We start from the raw sequence: 21,514 nt of genomic DNA on the forward strand, positions 1-21,514 counted from the left end.
TTAATAAAAAAGCGCCTTAGGGCGCTTTTTTTGTTTTTACATTTTGTTGTGGCTCTTCATAAACCAGCGGTCTATGTAAGGACGACCAATTCCCACCATTCCAACAAAAACTAGCATTGTGCCCAATTGTAAACGCAGATGAGTTAAATCGAGCTGACCATAACTTAAATAATTATCTGCTAGGCAATATAGGGTAATCACAATTAACCAATGCCATAAAGGAAGTCGTTTAATACCGACTGCAATAAAAGTAATTGTTAAAATAACAAAGGTGCCTAATGTCGATTGCCAATTTAGATTTGCACAAATCACACTCAATAAAAAAGCGACAATAGGAAGTACGATTTTTAATATACGGTCTACCTGAAGTTGATTTTGTTTTTGCTTCTCTAAGACTTCAAACAATTCTTTTTGATCAGGTTGTTGCATACATGGCCCTATTAATCAGTGATGACAAGTGATTGCATAAAATTTCAGGTAAAAACGCAATGTTATGATAGCATGATCAACAGTATTTTCAGTGATGGATGGCACTATGCAGGGCATCAGCGGCATTATCTATATTATTTTAGTGGCATGTTTGCTGCCATACGCATTTACCGTAATTGCAAAATTTACAGGTGGTTTTCAGCCCGTCGATAATCAAAACCCAAGAGCTTTTTTGGCTAAAACAACAGGCCTTGCTGCTCGAGCTAACGCCGTACAACAAAATAGCTTTGAAAGCCTGCCTTTATTTTTAACAGCTATTTTAATGGCTGAATATATGGTTGTTCCGGAATATTTTATTCTGAGATTAGGTTGGGCATATATTATTTTAAGAGTTATTTATGGCATTTGCTATTTAAGTAACTGGGCAACTTTACGCTCGATTGTTTGGTTCTTATCGATATTGTGTCCAATCTTTCTATTAGTGGTCACGATTAAACTGACTTGAGTGTCATTCTGTCATCATTCATATCAACTTTCGCGTGTGCCCATTGTATAATCGGCATCATTTTGATGATATCCACGCTATAATCGAGTGGATTTTACATCTGACTTCATAACGAAAGAGTATTGATATGAGTTACAGCAATATCCCAGCAGGTAAAGATGCGCCAAATGACATCTATGTCATCATTGAAATTCCTGCAAATGCAGCACCAATTAAATATGAAATCGATAAAGATTCTGATGCATTGTTTGTAGACCGTTTCATGGGTACAGCAATGTTCTATCCAGCGAACTATGGCTATGTTCCAAATACTTTGTCTGAAGATGGCGACCCATTAGACGTACTTGTTGTAACTCCACATCCTGTTGCTGCTGGTTCTGTAATTCGTTGCCGTCCAGTGGGCAAATTAAATATGGAAGATGACGGTGGTATTGATGCGAAATTAATCGCTGTTCCACACGAAAAATTATCTCCACTTTACAAAGACGTGAAGGAATATACAGATCTTCCTCCGTTATTGATTAGCCAAGTTGAGCATTTCTTCAGTCACTATAAAGATTTAGAACCAGGTAAGTGGGTAAAAATCAGTGGTTGGGAAGGTGCTGATGTTGCTAAAGCAGAAGTATTAAAAGCAATTGAAGCTGCTAAATAAGCTTTAATTGATAAGCTTAGAATGTCTGAATTGATATTTTGAGCTTAATAAAAAACCTACATCTGTTGCCAGACGTAGGTTTTTTTATGCTTGATAGATTTGTGAATTAGAATAATTTCACAGGAATATCAAGGAAAATACGCCATTCGTTCGTATCACCGATGTAAGCATTGGTTTGATAAGCATCGCTTGCACGGTAGTATGAGTTACGAATACGAAGGCTTGCATCTTTAGCAAAACCACTTTGAACTGTATATTTCACTTGGTTAAAGAACTCACGTTCTTCAGCATCATCAGTTAAGCCTTTAACTTTGATGTCCCAACCGTATACAAATGCAGTTGTCCAGTTCAGACCAGGTAATACGCCTAACTTACCAAAATCAACATTGTACTGAATTTGTGCAGATTTTTCATCGTTACCGATGAAGTCTGACATGTAAGAGTTCGGTAAATAGATACTTTGGAAGCCATCAGCATTTTGACCATAGTCATAACCGACATTACCACTGTTTTGTTGGTATGCTAACATCACACTATGTGGGCCAGTTGCATAAGTTCCTGAAATTGCCCAAATATTGTTTTTACGGTTAGATTTGTCATCAGTAGTTTCTGAATATGTAATAGCATTTTCATCAAACTTAGTATGATAACCACTGAAATCATAAGTTAATGAACTGTCATTAGCCAATGGCTGTTTAAAGTTCACATTTATATAATGACGTTCAAGTGCATTTTTGCTGTCTAAACCATAGTAAGATGCATTTAAATTATCATCAAACTTGTATTTAGCACCCCAAACAATTGCACGATCAAGACCATTACCATTTACGTCAGCATCGGTATTGATTTGATCAGACATTTGGTCTTTAGTAAATTTACCAGCAACCAATTCAAGGTTTTTGATTTCATGGCTAGTTAATAAAGTACCTGTAAAGTATTCAGGAACCATACGTCCAGTATTACTTGCAAGAACAGGTAGGTCGAGTACTTGAGTACCGTAACGTACTGTTGTATTCGAGAAACGTGCTTTAACGCTACCACCACCACGAGCCCAGTGATCATAAGCGGAGCCATCATTATGTAATGGGATCATTTGGTTACCGGCATTTTTATTTTCACCGATCTTAAATGAACCATCACCCACAGCGCCAACACCGAAACCAACAATACCAGGGGTAAAGCCAGATTCAATACTTACAATTGCTGATTGAGCAAATGAGCTAGTATCTTTTGCGCCCTGTTTTTTGTCACGGCTGATGTAACCTGTACGGAAGAGAATAGAACCGTTCGCATCTTCAACAAATCCTTTTGCCTCACTTTGCTCGCTTGCCTGAGCTGAGGAAATTATTGCCGCAGAAATGAGAACTGCTAATGTAAGTTTTTGTGCTTTTAGCATATTTAAAGAACCTCATAAAAACGATAAATCCTGTGCCTTGTTATTGTTCAGGGCCTAGGATTTCCATCAATTGTATAAGTAATCTGTAAAAAAGATATATTTTTGTTCATTTTATTTTATATATGCTATGCAGGATTTGATTAATGTGGTAGGGGTTGTTTAATAAATTTATAATTCGTCTTTTATACTTAATCTATTGTTTAAAATAAAAAAAGTAATTTAATTTTTAGTGGATTTTTACCATTTATTTTGTATTTAAAGTTCAAAAAATAGTTGATTCTTGTGTTCATTTTTTACTCTTTTTTATTGGATATGTTTACTTTTTAACCTTATTTTAAGTTTCTTTTTTCGTCACTTTTATTTTTATACCTTTTAAATTGTTACTATATAACGTTATTTTAAAAATGGAGTGTACAAAAATAGATCACTACAGGCGGATAACAAAATATGTTTAGGTTGATCAAATTTAGTGCAATACCTTGCTTGTATTTTGTGCATTACTCTTTTTATCCATATTATTGTTTAAAAAAGACCCAAAATAGTACATCTACTTTAAACAAGTAATAAATAAAAAAATCCAATGAGTAGAAATGCGCAATCACAGATCATTACAAGCACTGTCCTTCAGAAATTTACATACTTTTTATATCTCGCCTCTAAGATTAAATAGAAAATTTATGTGCAACAAATGAATACTTCTCACCTCGCTCATTAATTTCCGATAAGGGGTTTTCGTATGTTTAGTATTTTTTCTTGTATAAGAATTTTATTTTATCACTATGTTTTTTATAGATATATTTTTATAAAAATTACACAGCAATTTTATAATAAAGTGAGTTTGATCTCAAAATTAATGAAGAGCACTGATAGCAAATTTGTACTTGGCACAGCAATTGCTAAAGCTCAAGTAACACAATTTGTTTAATTCCTATAAATCGTGCGTTCATTGTGGGGGAGATCAAAATGATGAAATTTGCACTTAAGGCAGTAACTCTTGGTATCTTTGCAGCAGGGTCAACTATGGCTATGGCTGAAGATGCTCCATCTTTTTATGGAATCACGGCAACAGGTAGTGTGGCAGCGACCACAGACTACCGTTTCCGTGGTGTTACCCAATCGTCAAATAACCCGGCTATTCAAGGTGGGTTCACTTTTTCTCATAAGTCAGGTGCTTACGTTGCGCTTTGGGGGTCAAGCGTAGACTTTAATACACCTGGCGTTTCAACTGAAACCGATATCTCTTTAGGTTATACAAATACATTAAAATTGTCTGATACGCTTGCACCAACTTATGATGTGGGTGTAATTCATTATGGATACATTGGTTCTGACTCAAAATTTACTAACCCATACAATGGTGATACTGGCTTCGACTTCACCGAATTTTACGGAAAATTAACGTTTGCAGACTCTTTATTTAAAGGTGATGCACTTAGTGTGGGCGTAAGCTATTCAGATGATTACTGGGGCCACTCTGATGAGTTCTGGTATTTCAACGTCGGTTATTCAGCACCAATTGCAGACACAGGATTTACTGGACTTGCTTCAGTTGGTTATAACAAACTCAAAAACAAAGACTCTTTACTTGTAGTTGCGGGTGGGCCAGGTGAAGACGATAGCTATATCGATTATAAAGTTGGTGTGAATTATAACATCTTGGGTATTGTTGCTGAGCTAGATGTTGTTGGTACAGACATTAGTACTTCTGGTATGACTGATGCTGGTAAGAAACCTTATGACACGGGCTTGGTGTTTAGTTTAACTAAAACATTCTAAGTTTGAGTTTTAAAAAAGCGGGTGAGTAACCCGCTTTTTTATTAGTTTTCTATTTCAGAAAGTAGCTGTTTTAACTGGTTAAGCTCAATATCCGTAGCTTTAGATAATGGCTTGCGTGGTAAGCCCGCAGAGACACCTTTTAGTTGTAAACCAGCTTTAATCGTTTTAGGTAAACCACCATTTACAATAAAGCGTAGTAGAGGAAGTTGCTGATAAAATGAATTCTGGGCCTGTTCCAATTCACCATTTTTCACATGTTCAATAAGCTGTTGAGGTCGCTGACCTAACAGGTTCGGTGCCGCTGTACACCAACCGCTTGCTCCTGCACATAAAGCTTCTAAAGCTAGAGGGTTACACCCGTTATAAAATGGGAGTTCTCCTTTTGATAGCTCATAAATTTTATGCATGCGCTGAATATCACCGCTACTTTCTTTCACCATCGTAATATTTGCAATGCTATTAAACATACGCACAATTAACTCTGGAGACATATCAACACCGCTAGTCGCGGGGTTGTTATAAATCATAATTGGTAGTGTGGTTTCTTGGGCAATTGATTGATAATATTCAAAAATCTCTTGGTCTGTTAGCTTCCAATAAGATATAGGAATCACCATGAGTGCATCTGCACCGTAGCTTTGCGCGATTTGGGCTTTTTTGATGGCTTGATCTGTTGTGAGTTCTGAAATTCCAATAATGACAGGCACGCGTTTATTAATACTTTCAATTGAAGTTTTTGCGACTAAGCACCATTCATCCCATTCAAGATAAGCGCTTTCGCCTGTACTGCCTAAAGGCGCAATCGCGTCGCAGCCATTTGCAATCAGCAAATCCAGCATCTGTTTTAAAACAGGAAGATTAATGGTGTTGTCATCAGAAAATGGGGTAACAGGGTAGCCAATAATGCCGTTTATTTTCATGGTCGAAATCTCTTTTTAAATACAGTCAGAATGTTTTTTCAAAGCTTTACGTGCGTAGTAGGCAAAGTTCACTTTGTTGCGTTTATCGGTAGAAACCCAGTCATGAGCTTCTGTTGCTAAAGCATGGGGGATGGGCTGGATTTGTCCGGCAGACATGGCTAGCAGTTGCAGTTGAGCTGCTCGTTCAATTAAAAGCGCCAAGTTGCATGCTTCTTCAATGGTTTTTCCTGTAACCAGTTGGCCATGATGAGACAACAAAACAGCACGGTTTTTACCCAGCGCAGAAGAAATCAAAATACCTTCTTCATTGCCCACAGGAACACCTGGCCAATGACCTACAAATGAGCAGTCTTCGTAAAGTGCGCAAACGTCCATTTGGGAAATCATAAGTGGAACCTGTAGCATCGATAGAGCCGCTACATGGGTAGGATGCGTATGGATAATGCAGTTCACTTCTGGATGTTCTTTATAAATCCATGTATGAAAACGATTAGCTGGGTTTGCCATTCCTTCTTGATTGATTGGTTCTAAATCTTGATTCACCTCAAGTAAATTTGAGGCAGTAATTTCATCAAAACCTAAACCAAAACGTTGGGTAATAAAGGACTCTTTATTTTCACTACGGCAGGTAATTTGGCCTGCTAAACCAGCATCATGGCCATGGTCAAATAAAATACGGCAAGTGAGTGCAAGCTTTTGACGATCAGTTAAATCTGAGTCGCTAATCCACTTTTGCATGTCTTGCTGCGCATGTTGCATCAGGTCTTGTTTGTTTACAGCAGCAGTCTTCATCTCTTCTCCAGTCCAGTTGACCAAATTAAGTAGGTGAAGGCAGAATAGAAAATAGCTGGATGAATCAATACATCCAGTTTTTATAAGTTGTATGGTCCAGATGGGGCGAATATGCTAAGACCTTGGCAAGTAAATTTTCGTATCGATGAAAGAGAAGAAAAAACGGTTTTTCTAAAACTGACTAACTTGATTAGTCAGGAAATTTTATGTGGCCGTTTAGTGCAGGGGACGATGCTGCCGGGGTCTCGTAGCTTGTCAAAAGAACTAGGAATTAATCGAAAAACTGTACAAGCAGTATATGAAGAGTTAGAGGCACAAGGATGGCTTGTGACCCGTCCCCGAAAAGGCACATTTGTGGCGGATGTTTTGCCGGAAAAACAGCTTCAAATAGAGCCAGTATCTGAGCGAACAGTTAATGATAAACCAATCACTCAAGAAGTGATTCAACGCCCACATAACGATGGTGTGCCAGATCCGAGGCTTATTCCCTACGAACTATTTTCGCGGGCATACCGGCATGCACTGATTAAAATTACGCAAAACCAGTACATGGGATATGGTGACCCACGAGGTATGGTTGAGCTAAGACAGGCTTTACAACAAATGCTGTCGATGGAACGTTTTATGAATGTTGCCGAAGATGAGATTTGTATTGTACGTGGTAGCCAGATGGGAATTTTTCTTGCCTCTCGAGCATTACCCAATCGGCAGGGCGTTATCGTTGTTGAAGAATTATATTATCCATCTGCTTTTAAAGCATTTCAATCAAATGGCTTTCAAGTGGTTTCTGTCAAATTAGATGAACAAGGTATCGTCATTGACGACCTAGAACGGATTTTACAAGAGCACTCAGTTGCTGCCATTTATACAACTCCGCATCACCAATATCCTACAACTGTCACCATGACCATGTCTCGCCGTCTTCAACTCTTAGAGCTTTCAAAAAAATGGGGGGTTTATATTATTGAAGATGATTATGACCACGAATTCCATTATGACAGCCGGCCTATGCCACCCTTAGCAAGTTTGCCTCATTCGGAATTGGTCATTCATGTGGGTTCATTATCAAAGGTGTTTGCACCCGGTATTCGCTTGGGATACGTCGTGGCATCGTCAATAATCATTCAATCGATTACAGAAGATATTCTATTGATTGATCGGCAAGGCAATAACATTACGGAACTTGCTTTAGCAGATTTAATGCAGCGAGGGGAAATCAAGCGGCATATCCGTAAAATGAAAAAAATATATCAACTACGCCGTGACCATGCCTTAGCTGAGTTCCATCGAGTTTTTGTTGAGACTGTTCAGATACAATCACCTGCAGGTGGAATGGCCTTATGGGCGAAATTCCAGAAACCATTTACTCAAGATCAGCTTATGAAATTAAAAGAACTCAACATTGATACAGAGCAGAAGTTTAAACAGGGAGAGCCTTCTAACCATTGTGTTCGTTTTGGCTTTGCTGCTTTATCAGAAAAGGAAATCACTGCTTTAATCGAGAAGCTAAATGAGATTCTTAATAAAAGAACAGTGAACTCATAATCCGCTCTTTTATTTTAAGAAAGTTCACTCTAATTCATTTCTACATTTTTGAATCTCTGAGACAAAGGTAAGCAGAAAGGGAGTAATTTGTGACTTATATTTTTCGGTTTGTAGCATCTCGCTAATTTGTTCAGGAGATTTGCCGATGAGAGAAATCCTTAAAAATAAATCTTTAAAGAAATTGCTACTAACAGTCGACAATACTCTTCTTAAAGAAACTAGCATGTCGTCGCCGCGGCTAGATGCATGAACCAGGACAATAGGTATATCTATAATTTCGGTACGGGAAACCATCCAATCAATTGCATTCTTGAGACCACCTGGAATACAACGGATATATTCTGGACTTGAGATGATAATGCCATCTGCATCAGAAACAGATTTGATGAAATCTTCCACTACAGTAGGCGTTTTTTCTCCTTCATTATCTGGAGAAAAGACAGGCAGATTATTAATATGATCAAAAACTGTCAATTCAATGTCGGACGGTGCTATATCCTTCATTGCTCTTAATAGAGCAGTATTTGTAGATTCTTTTCTTGCACTACCTGAGATAGCCAAAATTTTCATAGCATCCTCTTTACTTCTATTAATACATAGGGAGTAATAAATTCTCTTATTAATAACTTCTATAAATATTAAAAAAGCGGACTCATAATCCGCTGTTTTTATTTTAAGAATGATTGCCTCGATAAGAGAGCGCTTCTGTAAGATGAGGACTTTGAATGACCTCACTTTGGGCCAAATCGGCAATAGTACGAGCAACCCGTAAAACGCGATGATAAGCACGAGCCGACAGATTCAAACGTTGCTGAGCCATTTCAATCATTCGTTGAGAAGTACTATCAAGTACAGCATATTGCTCAAGTTGTTTGGGTGAAAGTGCTTGATTTAAACAATCTTGTCTTTGCATTTGTTGCTCATAAGCAGAAATCACACGTTGTCGAACACTACTGGAGTCTTCAGCAGGCGTTGGATCTTGCAGTTCCTGAGCTTTTAAAGGCGGTACATCAATATGTAAATCGATACGGTCGAGTAACGGCCCCGATATACGGTTTTGATAACGTTTAATACTCTCAGGTGAACATTGACAACGACTATCTTGATTAAATGCATAACCACATGGGCAGGGGTTCATCGCTGCAATGAGCTGAAAGTTTGCAGGATAAGTAATTTGCCGAGCTGCACGTGAAATAATGATTGCTTTTGATTCAAGTGGCTGACGTAAGACCTCTAGAACTTTTCTGTCAAACTCGGGGAGTTCATCTAAAAACAAAACCCCTAAATGAGATAAGGTAATTTCACCCGGTTTAGGATGTGAACCGCCCCCAACTAGTGCAATCGCTGATGCTGTATGGTGGGGCGCGCGAAATGGACGCTGACCAAAGGTATGCGGTGTATTTGAAATAGAATAAATACTCGCGACTTCAAGCGTTTCCTGATTAGAAAGCGGTGGCAAAATTGAAGGAAGACGTGAAGCGAGTAAAGTCTTACCTGTACCTGGTGGTCCTTTAAAGAGCAGCGAGTGCCCGCCTGCGGCGGCAATTTCTAGTGCGCGACGTGGACGTAGCTGACCTTTTACATCTGCCAGATCAAATTTATAAGGCATTTGGTTTGAGGTCGTTGCAGGTTCAATCGAAGATAGTGATTTTATGCCCAAGAAATGATCACAAACTTCTTTTAAATGGCTCACTGGATAACATTCAAGATTCGGTAAATGGCTAATATCCTGACTGTTATCGAGAGGTAAAAGCATTTTATGCTTGGCCTGTTGACACGCCATTGCCAAAGTTAAAGTGCCTGACACTGGCCTTACATGGCCATCTAAAGCTAATTCACCAATTAATTCAAAATCTTCGTCACAGTTTTCTGGGAGCTGGCCAGATGCAATTAAAATACCTATAGCAATAGGTAAATCTAGACGTGATCCATCTTTGGGCAAATCTGCTGGTGCAAGATTAATGGTCAATCTTTTAGTTGGAAATTGAAATCCACTATTAATAATAGCTGAGCGAACTCGGTCTTTACTTTCTCTTACTGCCGCCTCTGCTAGGCCGACAATAGTAAGAGAAGGTAAGCCTTGACTCACATGTACCTCAACTTCAATCAGAGGTGCATGTAAACCTAAAAGTCCCCGTGTATAAATTTTAGAAAAAGACATCTTATTGTTCCATTATGGTGCTTCATTTTTAATCGTTGTAAAGTATAAATGCGCTACGTTGGTGCTTATTTTTTATTCTTTAAAGTTTCTTCTAACAAACTTACTTGTTTTTGTAGCTCTTCTAAACGTTGATTAGCTGATTGAAGTGCGGTCTTTTGTCGGTCGATCTCTTGTTTGGAAACAAGATCTAACTTTTCGACCGCTTCATTTAATAATGCACGTAAATTTTTTTCCAAATCTTTTTTAGGCTCATCAATTTGTTCCAGAATGGCCTGTAGCAAAGTTTCTAGCATGAAATATCCAAAGTGTTGTATTACCTTATGGTTTACAGTTTAACACTGCTTAAGCGCTGGATATAGGTTTCAATTCTTTTAGTGCAAATAGATCATTAAATCAGCATATAACACTACTGAAAATTCATTTTATTTTTGATGGCTCATCTACATCTTGCTCACTAAATAGGTTATAAAGAAAGTTCATGCAAAAGATTCATTTCCCTCAACCTTTGAAATATTGGCATGAAAATTGAACATAAAACCTTACTGGTGAAAAGAAGCCGAAGGAAACAAACATGAAGCTTGTAACTGCAATTGTAAAACCGTTTAAATTAGATGACGTGCGTGAAGCACTCTCTGACATTGGTGTACAAGGGATTACCGTAACTGAAGTTAAAGGTTTTGGTCGTCAAAAAGGGCATACTGAACTCTACCGTGGTGCAGAGTATGTGGTTGATTTCTTACCTAAAGTAAAAATCGAGATTGCGATTAGTGATGAAATGGTCGACGCAGTAATTGAATCAATTACACGCGTAGCAAGCACTGGAAAAATCGGCGATGGTAAGATTTTTGTGACTAACCTGGAACAAGTAATCCGTATCCGTACGGGTGAAACTGGACCGGATGCTGTCTAAATTGGCACAAAGCTTGCTGAGTAGAAAATAACTCGCAAATGAGGTTGGGGGACACGAATGAAAAAAATGCTTATGGCGCTCAGTCTATCAGGCGCTCTTTTGGGTGGTACTGCCGTTTGGGCAGAAGAAGCTGTAACAACACCAACATCGGAAGTTGCGGCTGCATCAACATCTCCAGCTACTGCAACTACTGCAGAAGCACCAATTGCTGAAACTCCAGCAGCTCCAGCACCGACACCTACGCTTGATACGGGTGATACCTCTTGGATTTTAGTTTCAACCGCATTGGTTCTATTAATGACCATTCCTGGATTGGCATTATTCTATGGCGGTATGGTACGTAAAAAAAATGTACTCAGTACGATGATGTTCAGCCTTTCAGCTGCAATCTTGGTAAGTTTGTTGTGGGTGATTGCTGGTTATTCAATCGCGTTCTCTGGCACAGGTGCATTTTTTGGTGATTTGTCTAAAGCAATGCTAAACGGGGTGGCGTTTGATGCATTAAGTGGGACAATTCCTGAAAGTCTCTTTGTTATTTTCCAAATGACTTTTGCCATTATTACAGTTGCGATCCTTAGCGGTTCTATTGCAGACCGTATGAAGTATTCAGCTTTCATGGTGTTTATTGCAGTTTGGGTGCTCGTTGTCTACGCACCAATTACCCACTGGGTGTGGGCTGCAGATGGCTGGTTATTTAAAGCAGGCGCATTAGATTTTGCTGGTGGTACAGTTGTACATATCAACTCAGGTGTTGCAGGTCTAGTTGCTGCTTACATGCTTGGAAAACGTATTGGTCTTGGCCGCGAATCTATGGCTCCGCATAACCTGACTTTAACTGTAGTGGGTGCAAGCTTACTTTGGGTGGGTTGGTTCGGCTTTAACGGTGGTAGTGCTCTAGGCGCTGGTGCTCGTGCAAGTATGGCAATTTTAGTGACTCAAGTTGCTGCTGCCGCTGCTGCATTCTCTTGGTTAGTTGTTGAACGTATGATCCGTGGTAAAGCATCTGTATTAGGTGGTGCTTCTGGTGCGGTAGCTGGTTTAGTTGTGATTACACCAGCAGCAGGTTTTGTTGGGGTAGGCGGTGCTTTAGTGATGGGCCTTATTGGTGGCGTAGTGTGCTTCTGGGGTATTACAGCACTTAAACGCTTACTTAAAGCCGATGATGCTTTGGATGCGTTTGGTTTGCATGCGGTAGGTGGTATTGTCGGTGCGATTTTAACAGGCGTATTCTACAGTGACGAAATTATTAAAGCAGCTAACGTTCCATTAGCAGCAACATTCACTGGCCAATTATGGGTTCAAGTTGAAGGCGTATTGGCAACCATGGTTTACAGTGGTATCGCGACTTTCATTATTCTTAAAGTGATTGATCTTGTGATTGGTATTCGTGTTAATGCTGATGATGAACGCATGGGGCTGGATTTAAGCCAACATGGCGAACGTATCGAATAATCATCATTAATATATCTGCTGTCTTAAAAGAACAGTCTTGCGCTGTGATCAAAGCGATGCTTTGATCTTGCTCAGGACTGTTTTTTTGTCTTATAGAATGCTGGTTCTGTAAGTGTAGAAATTTTGCTACACTAGGTCAAAGTAATCGACCCTATAAATCCGCTATGCATTGTCCATTTTGCAACGCCGCAGATAGTAAAGTCATCGATTCACGTTTAGCCGCCGAAGGCTGTCAGATTCGTCGACGTCGTGAGTGTGTAAGTTGCGGTGAACGTTTTACCACTTTTGAAAGCTATGAAGTGGTAATGCCCCGTGTGATCAAATCGAATGGAAAAAATGAACCTTTCGATGAGGCCAAATTACGCCGTTCGTTAATGCATGCTTTGCAAAAACGTCCGGTCACACAAGAGCAGATCGAAACAGTTTTAAGTGATATTCAGTTGCAGATTCGCCGTTTAGGTGAGCGTGATGTGAAATCTAGAACAATTGGCGAAATCGTCATGCAATCTTTATTTGCCCTTGACCATGTTGCTTACGTCCGATTTGCTTCTGTCTATCAAGATTTTCAGGATGTTGAAGCGTTTCGCCGTCAAATAGAGCAAATGCAACAACGTGAACACTAATCATTTGAGATTTTTATGTCTGAGTTGAAACAAGATCAGTATTGGATGCAGCAAGCTATTGAACTGGCCAAACGAGGACTATATTCGACCAAGCCTAATCCCAATGTTGGTTGTGTGATTGTCAAAGATGATCAGTTAATTGGACAAGGCTTTCATCCTAAAGCAGGTCAGCCACACGCTGAAGTTTTTGCCTTACGTGAGGCGGGTGAACATGCACAAGGTGCAACGGCTTATGTCACGCTTGAACCATGTGCGCATTATGGCAGAACCCCTCCTTGTGCCGAAGCATTGGTGAAAGCCCAAGTTAAAAAAGTAGTAGTCGCTTGTCCTGATCCTAATCCATTGGTTGCAGGGAAGGGTGTTCAGATTTTGAAAAATGCCGGAATTGAAGTAGAAGTTGGCATTTGTGAAGATTTAGCATCAAAACTTAATCAAGGCTTTTTGAAGGCCATGTCTACAGGCATGCCCTATGTACGTTTAAAAGTAGCCTCAAGTTTAGATGGGCGTACTGCAATGGCATCAGGTGAATCGAAGTGGATCACCGGTTCGGTTGCGCGCCAAGATGTACAACATTGGCGTGCCATTTCTGGAGCAGTGATTACAGGTATTGAAACTGTGATTGCAGATGATTGTCAGCTTAATGTGCGTTCACTCAATAATTTTGATATCGAGACAGTTGCTCAGCCAAAACGTGTTGTTTTAGATCGCCAAGGACGTTTACCACTTAACGCTAAGATCTTAGAGAATCCTGAAACTGTGATGGTAATGGGGCCGTATCGTCAAGAACTTGCTGATTTAGGCGTGATACAATTAGAAATTCAGCCTTTAAAAATGCTGTTACAGACCTTATCTAAGCAACATCAAATTTATGATGTGTTGGTTGAAGCTGGTGCAACATTGTCTACTGCCTTCTTGCAAGAAGGTTTGGTGGATGAATTGATCAGTTATATTGCCCCGACCTTATTGGGGAAAAGTGCAAGGGCCATGTTCAATGCAGAATTTGAATATATGGCAGAGCAACTTCGTTTTACACTTCTTGATGTGACACAAATTGATCAAGATATACGCTTAAGGTTAATCCCTACGCAAGAGAAAGTATGAATTCAGAGCCTTCGGTTTATCACAAACGTCGTCATGCAGCCCGTACGACAGACGAATATCTTTTCCATCAGCTTGTGCCGTACTTGGGTAATAAGCGCCGATTGCTCCATCTAATTTTAGAAGCCCTTGAAATTACAGGGACACTGAATAGCAAGAAAAAGAATCCACCGATTTTTGCCGATTTCTTTGCCGGCAGTGGCGTTGTATCTCGTTTAGCACGTCAAAATGGTTACCGTGTGATTGCGAATGACTGGGAACCTTATAGTCATGCTTTAAATCATGCGATTTTAGCCTGTGTAGATGCACCTGCTTTTAAAGAACTGGGTGGCTATCAAAAGGCAATCGATTATTTAAATCGCTTACCTGAAGTTAAAGGTTGGGTAACGCATAACCTTTGTCCACGTAACGATGATGTATACGATCCAACTCGTGACCGTTTATTCTTTAAACGCCGTAACGGTATGCGTATCGATGCAATTCGTCAGCAGATTGCAACATGGCAGGCACAAGGTGCAATTAATGATGTAGAGATGAGTGCTTTACTTGCGCCATTGCTCTATTCAGCTAGTTTTGTCAGTAACACCAGTGGCGTATTTAAAAGCTTCCACCAAGGGTGGGGCGGACGTACTCAAACTGCGCTAGAACGAATTGAGTCATTACTTTGGTTAACACCGAGCCGTTTTTGTGAGATTGGTGATCGCAAACGTCCGGCTGCTGAAATGTGGTGTGTAGATTCACAACATCTAGCAAATCAAATGAGTGGTTTTGAGGTTGATGTTGCCTATCTCGATCCACCATATAACCAACACGCATATAGTAGTAATTACCACGTCTTAAATGCATTAACTTTATGGGATCAGGTGGATTTACCTTCACCGGATACCAAAGGTTATAAGAGTGGTATTGATAGAGCATGGCGTAAAGAACGTCCAAGCCCATATAACTCTTCTAAACATGCAAAAGATGCATATGAGAAATTACTTTCAACGATCAATGCACGCTATATTCTGACCAGCTATTCAACTGATGGTAATATCGAGCCGAAAGATTTACTTATGGCCAATCTGGAACGAGGCAAAGTGACCTTGTTAACACAAGATGTTCCGCGCTATCGAGTGAGTAAACAACGACAGTCTGAACGTGCACGCGTGCTTGAGTTTATTGTGATTACTGATACTCATGCTAAGTCAGGACCACCATTACGTCAGTTATTAGGCCAGCTTTACCACTTCGCCGAGCTAGGTGGTGTAGATACCTCAGGCAATAGTACACAGCTCGCACTTTGGTAAGCGCTGCAATTTAAGCAGTGTAAAAAGATTTGGAGATTGAGCCATGTTTACAGGCATTATTGAAAGTTTAGGTAAAGTTGAAAGCCTGCAAAGTGTAGGTGGTGATGTACGTCTACGTATTCAGACAGATCTGGATATGTCTGATGTACATTTGGGTGATTCGATTGCAACCAATGGTATTTGTCTTACAGTGATTGAATGGGGCGATAACTGGTACGCGGCAGATGTTTCTCGTGAAAGTTTAAATCGAACAACATTGGGTAACTGGAAAGTTGGGCAACGTGTCAATGTTGAAAAGGCAATGTTACCGACAACGCGCTTTGGCGGGCACATTGTAAGTGGTCACGTTGATGGCGTAGGTGAAATTACCGTAGTGCGTGAAGATGCTCGTTCAATCTATTATGAAGTTACAGCACCGACAGAACTTGCTAAATATTTGGCGGAAAAAGGTTCTGTAACCGTTGACGGAATTAGCTTAACGATTAACCACTTACGTGGAAATATTTTAAGCTTGAATTTGATTCCGCATACCGCAGAACGTACCAATATTGGAACATGGCAAGTAGGCAGTAAGGTCAACCTTGAAGTCGACGTGTTGGCGCGTTATATCGAACGTTTATTGCTAGGTGATAAAGCAGCTGAACAAAAAACTGAGTCAAATATTAGTATGGCTTTTTTAGCTGAAAATGGTTTTTTAAAATAAAAGCCAGATCATCAAAATAAAAAACCGGACGTATACTCCGGTTTTTTTATTTTTAAAAATTAATGCTTAGTCAGAGTAACCGAATGTGTGCCGACCCATGGTTTAGTATGCTGAGTACGTGTAATTGAAAACTCACCTTTTTCCGACGCTCGTGTCAGCAAAATTGAAAGCGAATTAAAGTCGTTATGACTCATATAAAGTTCTTGTGCTGAAAATGTCCATTGCTCACCCTGATTAAGCTGCTCAAGTTGCTTTGAAATCTGATGTGGAATGTCCATTTCTTACCCTCATTAATTATCTTAAAATCGCTACTTTCTATTCTCATAATCAATTGATCTACAAGAATAATATTTATGTCTATTTTGTGACATATAGGTGTCAGTTTTATGACAGAAGAAGTTTTAAAAGCTTTACTTCTCTATTTTTTCATCAGAAAACTTAGAGTTCTTTAAAATGTATTCAATTTCTTCTTGAGCTGCCGAATGTAGTTTGGCTCGGAAAGCCGTTACAGACTCTTCAATTAAGTTTTCAGCTTCAAGTTCTAAACGAATGCGTAAACTTTCAAGCTCAGATAAGATTTGATCATCGGTGATACTAAGTTTTACGCCAGCAGAGTAATTGACGGCTGGGGTTTCAGGGTTTTTCTGATAACGTGCAGTTTGTTCTGCAACTTCTTGTTCTAAATGACTACGTAATGTCTGTAATGTTTCAGTCTGTTCATTAAACTTGCGAATTTCGTCTGCTTGCAACTCCGCAGCATAAGCAGCTTCTGATGCACGTTTATCAGCAAGTGCTTTTTCTAAAGCGAGTTGACGACGGATACGTGCTTGCTCAATAAGCTCTGCCTTAAGGTCCGCGTAAGCTTGTTCAATTTTTTGCTGTGATTCTAACTGCGCTTTTTCGTCATTTAAAACCCAAAGCTGAATAGGGGTTTGTGGTTCTAATAAATCACAAATACGTGCCAGATCCTGTTGATAGGCATGACGGACAGCTTCAGGCGCATTTAACCATCTTTTTTTAAAATCTTGCCCGACATTTAATGCCACCATGCTTCTCCTTTGTTCAACAGTATTTACATTTTAGCGCGTTATAATTTAAAGGTCCGCGGTTCTATACCCAAACGGCGATACATTTTAAATTTTTCTCGGCCAATTTGCTTGGCTGTTTCATTATTTTCAACAATTTCTATAATGTGGCTAAAATGATCAACTTGTTCAAGTGCATGATTGTTAAAATTAAATACTAACAAGCCTTGTTCAAGCGGTTGTTTAGCCGAAATACATACAGCAGCTTCAGCTTGGTCAATGCCATGCGCAATGAAACTTGCAGGGTCGAAATCCCATAATCTTTCATCAAGAGTTTGTTGTAGCTGCACATCTGGGCAATACCACCAGATTTTAGGATGCTTCTGTAAAATCTTTCGGCATAAACGGCAAGCACTATCGACTTGCCGTTCTTCACTGGTTTCAAACAGATAAAAACTAACTTTAGCCATTCGTATTTACACGATTCGCTAAAAATTGCATGAGTAATGGTACTGGGCGACCTGTTGCACCTTTAGCTGGACCAGATAACCATGCTGTTCCCGCTACATCTAAATGAGCCCAACGGTACTCACGTGTAAAGCGCTCAAGGAAACACGCTGCCGTAATCGCACCGCCGTATGGACCGCCGATGTTTGCAATATCCGCAAATGGTGAATCAAGTAATTCTTGATAATCCTCAATCACTGGCATACGCCATACACGGTCAAATGATTGCTCACCTGCTTGCTGGAGTTCAGCTGCTAAAGCATCATCTGGTGAGAACAAACCACTCAGTACTTTACCTAAAGCGACTACACATGCACCAGTTAATGTTGCGATATCAACCACGACTGCTGGATTGAAACGTTTGATGTAGGTCAATGTGTCGCACAGTACCAAACGACCTTCCGCATCGGTATTTAAAATTTCAACAGTTTGTCCGCTCATGGTTGTCACAATATCACCTGGGCGAGTTGCTTTACCTGAAGGCATATTTTCTGCAGCTGCAATTGCTCCAACGACATGAATAGGGAGTTTTGCTTCGCATAGCGCACGAATAGTACCTAATACAGAGGCTGCACCGCACATATCGAACTTCATTTCATCCATGCCTAGGCCTGGTTTTAAAGAAATACCGCCTGTATCAAAAGTAACGCCTTTACCAACAAGCACAACAGGCGCTTGATCGATTCTAGCTTGGTATTCGAGTGTTACGATACGACCTGGACGTTCAGATCCTTTGCTGACTGCAAGAAAAGCATACATACCTAAATCAGCCATTTGCTGTTCATTTAAGACAGTTACTTTGAGTAAGTCAGGGAATTCTGCAGCTAAAGCTAATGCTTGTTCTGCCAAATATTCAGGGAAGCAAATGTTGCCTGGACGGTTGCCAAGGTCACGTGCATACGACTGACCAGACTGTACGGCATGCACTAAAGCCAGTTGTTTTTCATCGAGGCTCGTCGTTGAACTAATTAAATCAACCTGTTGTAACACAAATTCATTTTTTTTCGATTTAAACTCATCATAACCATAAGCTGCTTGAGTTAAGCTTAAAGCGAATAAATAATGGTATTCGACAGGTAACGCAGCAATATCAATCGCGATATGCTTAAATTTATTTTGTGTCGATTTGATAATGGTTTGGGCAAGTTTAGCGAGCTTAACCGCCTGAAGTTCGGCTGTTTTTCCTAAGCCAAGTAATTGGCTATGAGGTTGATTTGAAACTTGCCCGAATAAAGGCAGAGTTTCATTGAAGTTGCCTTTGAATTGGGTGGCAGTAAGAACGCTTTCTAGGTTATTGATTTGATATGTGTTGATGTTGCTTTGTAGCTGTTCTGAATCAACTAAAACCCACAAAGATTCATTAGATGTCTGTTCGGGAAAAGTTGTATAAGTTGTAAATTTCATGGCTGCCGTGATTGCCTATAGAAAGTTATGTTGGATTAAAACATTGAAACACTTTCAAGCATAGCGTTGCAATGTGCGGTTTTATATTTTTAACATTCGGGTAAACTAGCACACGTCCCGATTAGCCTTTTGGAAGTATTACTTTGATTATTCGGCGTTATCTCGTCAAGCAAGTTGTCTCTACCTCATTGGTGGTCATTTCTTTACTGACCTTAATCATGATGGGTGGTCGTCTGATCAAATACTTTGGTGTGGCGGCGCAGGGGCGTTTAGATGCCAGTATCTTGTTTAGCATCATTGGATATCGTTTACCTGAATTTCTAACACTCATTTTACCACTGGGTTTTTTCATTGGTTTAATGTTGGTGTTTGGTCGTTTATATGTTGACCATGAAATGGCTGTATTAAATGGTAGTGGTGTAAGCCGTCATCAATTAGCACGATTACTCATTCCAATGACGCTTGTTTATATGGTTTTTCAGTCTGTGCTTATGCTCTGGATGACGCCGTGGGGACTACGTGAGTTTGAAAAACTGACAACTACACAAGCTGTTCGGACAGGTTTCGATTTGGTTCGACCAAGAGAGTTTATTTCTTCTGGGCCATATACGATCTATGCAGGTTCATTATCAGAAGACCGAAAGAATTTGAAGGATATTTTCTTTTATCAACGCGCTGCTAAAGAAGATAAGCCAGATGTTATGATTTTGGCAAAAGAGGCGACTCGTGTAGAAGTTGCAAATGATACCGCCAATGTCGTTGATCTGGTACAAGGTCGTCGCTATGAGATATTCCCAGGACAACCAAAATATACACAAGCAGAGTTCCAGTCTTATCGTCTACGTTTAGAAAATGACAAAGATGTTAAGTTTGAGAGTGGCGATGTAGAAGCGCTATCAACAACAAAACTCTTTTCAAAAACAAATGATCCAGTCATCAGAAGTGAGTTGGGATGGCGTTTATTTGGGCCATTCACGATTGTTATTGCGTTAATGCTATCAGTTGCATTGTCTGAGGTGAGCCCACGACAAGGCCGTTATTACCGTCTTATTCCGGCGATTTTTATTTTTTCCAGTCTGATCGTATTAATGATTGCAATCAAGACTCGTATTAGTAAAGAAGAACTCGATATTTGGGCTTATCCTGCCGTGTTAGTTGTGTATGGCGTTGCTGCCGCTTTATTCTCACGTAAGCAGAAGTTAGGACCAAAAATCAAGAAACAGATCAAGCGAGTGAAATTATAATGTTAGCACGTCGAATAGTCGCCAAATATGTGACGAAAACCACTGCGCTTGCGATGTTTGGCACCACAGTTGTTTTGTCCATTCTTCAGGTCTTATTTACATATCTTGGCGAGTTGGGTGAGCTCAAACCAGACTATAACGCATGGCAAGCTCTCGTTTATGTTTTGTGGGGAGCTCCTCGCTATCTCTATGAAATTTTACCTATCTCTGCCTTGATTGGTGCCGTGATTGGACTGGGCTCATTGGCAACGAGTAGTGAGCTCATTGTTATGCGTTCAGTGGGTGTTAGCTTATGGCGTATTGTTGGTTGGGTTATGCGCTCAGCTTTACTACTTATTATTTTGTCATTTGCTTTAAGTGAGTGGGTTATTCCTTATACCAATGAAAAAGCACAAAGTGTTAAAAGCCATCGTTCAGTAGCTGCTTTAGGTGAAGTTAAAGGCTATTGGTCACGTGAAGGGCAGCGATTTATCTATATCGACTACGCTAACTCTCAAGGTAATTTAAGAGACATTCAAGTGGTCGACTTTGACCAGAACTATTACTTGCAATCATTAATTAATGCTCAGCAAGGACAGTTTATTAAAAATGGTCAATGGGCTTTGAAAAAAGCTGAACAAATGGACATTTTGGCGGCAGGCAATGCCATCAAAACTGACCATGAAGAACAATCGCTTGCTTTAGCATTACAGCCTAAATATGTGCATATGGTGACTTTAGATCCTGAAGATTTATCACCAAGCCAACTGATTAGCTTTATGCGTTATATGGATGAATATAGCCAAGTACCAAAAACGTACCAATTGGCTTTCTGGCAAAAAGTTGCTTCGCCATTTTCACTCATCGCATTAGTTCTCGTGGCGTGTTCTTTTATTTTCGGACCGTTACGCCAACAATCGATGGGTTTCCGTTTGGTGATCGCATTGTTTATTGGTTTGAGTTTCTATTATTTGCAAGATTTCTTGGGCTATGCAAGCTTGGTTTATTCTCCATCTCCAGCATGGTTCGTACTTGTGCCTATCTTGCTAATGTTTGGTGCCGGAAGTTATTTGCTTTACCGCGCTCGCTAGAAATAAGTGA

24 protein-coding genes are annotated in these 21,514 nt (G+C 39.9%); 13 read left to right on the plus strand and 11 right to left on the minus strand.

Annotation, left to right across the window (positions count from 1 at the left end; translation table 11 throughout):
• Positions 1-36: 36 nt before the first annotated feature.
• Positions 37-429 (minus strand): hypothetical protein, encoded by a 393-nt coding sequence (locus tag J580_RS21430; RefSeq protein ID WP_014208156.1) that lies wholly within the window; start codon positions 427-429, stop codon positions 37-39.
• 106 nt (positions 430-535) lie between these two features.
• On the opposite strand from J580_RS21430, the gene J580_RS21435 reads away from it, so the two are divergent.
• Together J580_RS21435 and ppa are read left to right on the plus strand one after the other, a co-directional pair.
• On the plus strand, positions 536-934 hold the full coding sequence (locus J580_RS21435; protein ID WP_002121258.1) for an MAPEG family protein: 399 nt from the start codon (positions 536-538) through the stop codon (positions 932-934).
• Between the two features lie 127 nt (positions 935-1,061).
• Positions 1,062-1,586: an inorganic diphosphatase gene (ppa, locus tag J580_RS21440; protein ID WP_002121243.1), complete on the plus strand. Its 525-nt coding sequence runs from the start codon at positions 1,062-1,064 to the stop codon at positions 1,584-1,586.
• A gap of 106 nt (positions 1,587-1,692) precedes the next feature.
• Here ppa and J580_RS21445 read toward each other — a convergent pair whose 3' ends face one another.
• Positions 1,693-2,982, minus strand: a complete 1,290-nt coding sequence (locus J580_RS21445) for an OprD family outer membrane porin (RefSeq protein WP_032005815.1) — start codon at positions 2,980-2,982, stop codon at positions 1,693-1,695.
• A 736-nt stretch (positions 2,983-3,718) separates the two neighbouring features.
• Between J580_RS21445 and J580_RS21450 the strand changes: the two genes are divergently transcribed.
• Positions 3,719-3,907: a hypothetical protein gene (locus J580_RS21450; RefSeq protein ID WP_017385854.1), complete on the plus strand. Its 189-nt coding sequence runs from the start codon at positions 3,719-3,721 to the stop codon at positions 3,905-3,907.
• A 38-nt stretch (positions 3,908-3,945) separates the two neighbouring features.
• Complete coding sequence (locus tag J580_RS21455) at positions 3,946-4,758, plus strand: TorF family putative porin (protein WP_017385855.1); 813 nt, start codon at positions 3,946-3,948, stop codon at positions 4,756-4,758.
• A 41-nt stretch (positions 4,759-4,799) separates the two neighbouring features.
• On the opposite strand, the gene J580_RS21460 is transcribed toward J580_RS21455, so the two are convergent.
• Positions 4,800-5,678, minus strand: coding sequence for a dihydrodipicolinate synthase family protein (locus J580_RS21460; protein WP_032005816.1), 879 nt, complete (start codon positions 5,676-5,678; stop codon positions 4,800-4,802).
• Positions 5,679-5,693: 15 nt separating this feature from the next.
• Positions 5,694-6,470, minus strand: a complete 777-nt coding sequence (locus tag J580_RS21465; protein ID WP_032005818.1) for an aldolase — start codon at positions 6,468-6,470, stop codon at positions 5,694-5,696.
• Between the two features lie 111 nt (positions 6,471-6,581).
• Between J580_RS21465 and J580_RS21470 the strand changes: the two genes are divergently transcribed.
• A complete protein-coding gene (locus tag J580_RS21470) occupies positions 6,582-8,015 on the plus strand; it encodes a PLP-dependent aminotransferase family protein (protein ID WP_032005820.1) in 1,434 nt (477 codons plus the stop codon).
• Between the two features lie 24 nt (positions 8,016-8,039).
• Here the strand turns inward: J580_RS21470 and J580_RS21475 are convergent, their stop codons facing one another.
• The 3 genes from J580_RS21475 to J580_RS21485 form a co-directional block, all read right to left on the minus strand.
• Positions 8,040-8,585 (minus strand): NADPH-dependent FMN reductase, encoded by a 546-nt coding sequence (locus tag J580_RS21475; protein WP_032005821.1) that lies wholly within the window; start codon positions 8,583-8,585, stop codon positions 8,040-8,042.
• A 103-nt stretch (positions 8,586-8,688) separates the two neighbouring features.
• Positions 8,689-10,176: a YifB family Mg chelatase-like AAA ATPase gene (locus J580_RS21480; RefSeq protein WP_032005822.1), complete on the minus strand. Its 1,488-nt coding sequence runs from the start codon at positions 10,174-10,176 to the stop codon at positions 8,689-8,691.
• Between the two features lie 65 nt (positions 10,177-10,241).
• A complete protein-coding gene (locus J580_RS21485) occupies positions 10,242-10,469 on the minus strand; it encodes an accessory factor UbiK family protein (RefSeq protein WP_002121136.1) in 228 nt (75 codons plus the stop codon).
• Positions 10,470-10,747: 278 nt separating this feature from the next.
• Here J580_RS21485 and glnK point away from each other — a divergent pair, with 278 nt between their 5' ends.
• The 6 genes from glnK (at position 10,748) to J580_RS21515 (ending at position 16,254) form a co-directional block, all read left to right on the plus strand.
• A complete protein-coding gene (gene glnK, locus J580_RS21490; protein ID WP_000780326.1) occupies positions 10,748-11,086 on the plus strand; it encodes a P-II family nitrogen regulator in 339 nt (112 codons plus the stop codon).
• Positions 11,087-11,143: 57 nt separating this feature from the next.
• The gene (locus J580_RS21495; protein WP_032005823.1) at positions 11,144-12,538 is read left to right on the plus strand and encodes an ammonium transporter; all 1,395 of its coding nucleotides are present in this window, start codon (positions 11,144-11,146) and stop codon (positions 12,536-12,538) included.
• Between the two features lie 164 nt (positions 12,539-12,702).
• On the plus strand, positions 12,703-13,161 hold the full coding sequence (nrdR, locus tag J580_RS21500) for a transcriptional regulator NrdR (protein WP_000543541.1): 459 nt from the start codon (positions 12,703-12,705) through the stop codon (positions 13,159-13,161).
• A 15-nt stretch (positions 13,162-13,176) separates the two neighbouring features.
• Positions 13,177-14,262 (plus strand): bifunctional diaminohydroxyphosphoribosylaminopyrimidine deaminase/5-amino-6-(5-phosphoribosylamino)uracil reductase RibD, encoded by a 1,086-nt coding sequence (gene ribD, locus J580_RS21505; protein ID WP_032005824.1) that lies wholly within the window; start codon positions 13,177-13,179, stop codon positions 14,260-14,262.
• Positions 14,259-15,551 (plus strand): DNA adenine methylase, encoded by a 1,293-nt coding sequence (locus tag J580_RS21510; RefSeq protein ID WP_002121221.1) that lies wholly within the window; start codon positions 14,259-14,261, stop codon positions 15,549-15,551. Before ribD ends, J580_RS21510 begins: the two co-directional genes overlap by 4 nt.
• A gap of 43 nt (positions 15,552-15,594) precedes the next feature.
• Positions 15,595-16,254 carry a riboflavin synthase gene (locus J580_RS21515; protein WP_002121149.1) on the plus strand — a complete coding sequence of 220 codons (660 nt, stop codon included), beginning with the start codon at positions 15,595-15,597 and terminating at the stop codon, positions 16,252-16,254.
• Positions 16,255-16,313: 59 nt separating this feature from the next.
• Here J580_RS21515 and J580_RS21520 read toward each other — a convergent pair whose 3' ends face one another.
• The 4 genes from J580_RS21520 to J580_RS21535 all read right to left on the minus strand — a co-directional run bounded on the left by J580_RS21520 (position 16,314) and on the right by J580_RS21535 (position 19,190).
• Entirely contained in the window at positions 16,314-16,532 is a 219-nt protein-coding gene (locus tag J580_RS21520; protein WP_002121224.1) for a hypothetical protein, read from the minus strand.
• A gap of 132 nt (positions 16,533-16,664) precedes the next feature.
• Entirely contained in the window at positions 16,665-17,303 is a 639-nt protein-coding gene (locus J580_RS21525) for a hypothetical protein (protein ID WP_002121184.1), read from the minus strand.
• 38 nt (positions 17,304-17,341) lie between these two features.
• Positions 17,342-17,749 carry a DNA polymerase III subunit chi gene (locus tag J580_RS21530; RefSeq protein ID WP_002121193.1) on the minus strand — a complete coding sequence of 136 codons (408 nt, stop codon included), beginning with the start codon at positions 17,747-17,749 and terminating at the stop codon, positions 17,342-17,344.
• Positions 17,742-19,190: a leucyl aminopeptidase gene (locus J580_RS21535; protein WP_032005826.1), complete on the minus strand. Its 1,449-nt coding sequence runs from the start codon at positions 19,188-19,190 to the stop codon at positions 17,742-17,744. The genes J580_RS21530 and J580_RS21535 overlap by 8 nt, the downstream gene beginning before the upstream one ends.
• A 143-nt stretch (positions 19,191-19,333) precedes the next feature.
• Here J580_RS21535 and lptF point away from each other — a divergent pair, with 143 nt between their 5' ends.
• Both lptF and lptG read left to right on the plus strand, forming a co-directional pair.
• Positions 19,334-20,434: an LPS export ABC transporter permease LptF gene (lptF, locus tag J580_RS21540; protein ID WP_002121169.1), complete on the plus strand. Its 1,101-nt coding sequence runs from the start codon at positions 19,334-19,336 to the stop codon at positions 20,432-20,434.
• Positions 20,434-21,504, plus strand: coding sequence for an LPS export ABC transporter permease LptG (gene lptG / locus J580_RS21545; protein WP_002121203.1), 1,071 nt, complete (start codon positions 20,434-20,436; stop codon positions 21,502-21,504). Before lptF ends, lptG begins: the two co-directional genes overlap by 1 nt.
• The last annotated feature ends 10 nt before the right edge of the window (positions 21,505-21,514 follow it).

It is taken from the genome of Acinetobacter sp. 1542444 (assembly GCF_000581835.1).
In the GTDB taxonomy this organism is placed as follows: domain Bacteria; phylum Pseudomonadota; class Gammaproteobacteria; order Pseudomonadales; family Moraxellaceae; genus Acinetobacter; species Acinetobacter pittii.

Bases quoted from the DNA above. Each gene is read 5' to 3' on its own strand.
- J580_RS21510 (WP_002121221.1), top strand. From the start codon at position 14,259: ATGAATTCAGAGCCTTCGGTTTATCACAAACGTCGTCATGCAGCCCGT.
- lptG (WP_002121203.1), top strand. From the start codon at position 20,434: ATGTTAGCACGTCGAATAGTCGCCAAATATGTGACGAAAACCACTGCG.
- J580_RS21435 (WP_002121258.1), top strand. From the start codon at position 536: ATGCAGGGCATCAGCGGCATTATCTATATTATTTTAGTGGCATGTTTG.
- J580_RS21530 (WP_002121193.1), bottom strand. From the start codon at position 17,749: ATGGCTAAAGTTAGTTTTTATCTGTTTGAAACCAGTGAAGAACGGCAA.
- J580_RS21455 (WP_017385855.1), top strand. From the start codon at position 3,946: ATGATGAAATTTGCACTTAAGGCAGTAACTCTTGGTATCTTTGCAGCA.
- J580_RS21430 (WP_014208156.1), bottom strand. From the start codon at position 429: ATGCAACAACCTGATCAAAAAGAATTGTTTGAAGTCTTAGAGAAGCAA.
- J580_RS21535 (WP_032005826.1), bottom strand. From the start codon at position 19,190: ATGAAATTTACAACTTATACAACTTTTCCCGAACAGACATCTAATGAA.
- J580_RS21475 (WP_032005821.1), bottom strand. From the start codon at position 8,585: ATGAAAATTTTGGCTATCTCAGGTAGTGCAAGAAAAGAATCTACAAAT.
- J580_RS21495 (WP_032005823.1), top strand. From the start codon at position 11,144: ATGAAAAAAATGCTTATGGCGCTCAGTCTATCAGGCGCTCTTTTGGGT.
- glnK (WP_000780326.1), top strand. From the start codon at position 10,748: ATGAAGCTTGTAACTGCAATTGTAAAACCGTTTAAATTAGATGACGTG.
- J580_RS21525 (WP_002121184.1), bottom strand. From the start codon at position 17,303: ATGGTGGCATTAAATGTCGGGCAAGATTTTAAAAAAAGATGGTTAAAT.
- J580_RS21465 (WP_032005818.1), bottom strand. From the start codon at position 6,470: ATGAAGACTGCTGCTGTAAACAAACAAGACCTGATGCAACATGCGCAG.
- J580_RS21450 (WP_017385854.1), top strand. From the start codon at position 3,719: ATGTTTAGTATTTTTTCTTGTATAAGAATTTTATTTTATCACTATGTT.
- ppa (WP_002121243.1), top strand. From the start codon at position 1,062: ATGAGTTACAGCAATATCCCAGCAGGTAAAGATGCGCCAAATGACATC.
- J580_RS21520 (WP_002121224.1), bottom strand. From the start codon at position 16,532: ATGGACATTCCACATCAGATTTCAAAGCAACTTGAGCAGCTTAATCAG.
- nrdR (WP_000543541.1), top strand. From the start codon at position 12,703: ATGCATTGTCCATTTTGCAACGCCGCAGATAGTAAAGTCATCGATTCA.
- ribD (WP_032005824.1), top strand. From the start codon at position 13,177: ATGTCTGAGTTGAAACAAGATCAGTATTGGATGCAGCAAGCTATTGAA.
- J580_RS21445 (WP_032005815.1), bottom strand. From the start codon at position 2,982: ATGCTAAAAGCACAAAAACTTACATTAGCAGTTCTCATTTCTGCGGCA.
- J580_RS21485 (WP_002121136.1), bottom strand. From the start codon at position 10,469: ATGCTAGAAACTTTGCTACAGGCCATTCTGGAACAAATTGATGAGCCT.
- J580_RS21470 (WP_032005820.1), top strand. From the start codon at position 6,582: ATGCTAAGACCTTGGCAAGTAAATTTTCGTATCGATGAAAGAGAAGAA.
- J580_RS21480 (WP_032005822.1), bottom strand. From the start codon at position 10,176: ATGTCTTTTTCTAAAATTTATACACGGGGACTTTTAGGTTTACATGCA.
- J580_RS21515 (WP_002121149.1), top strand. From the start codon at position 15,595: ATGTTTACAGGCATTATTGAAAGTTTAGGTAAAGTTGAAAGCCTGCAA.
- J580_RS21460 (WP_032005816.1), bottom strand. From the start codon at position 5,678: ATGAAAATAAACGGCATTATTGGCTACCCTGTTACCCCATTTTCTGAT.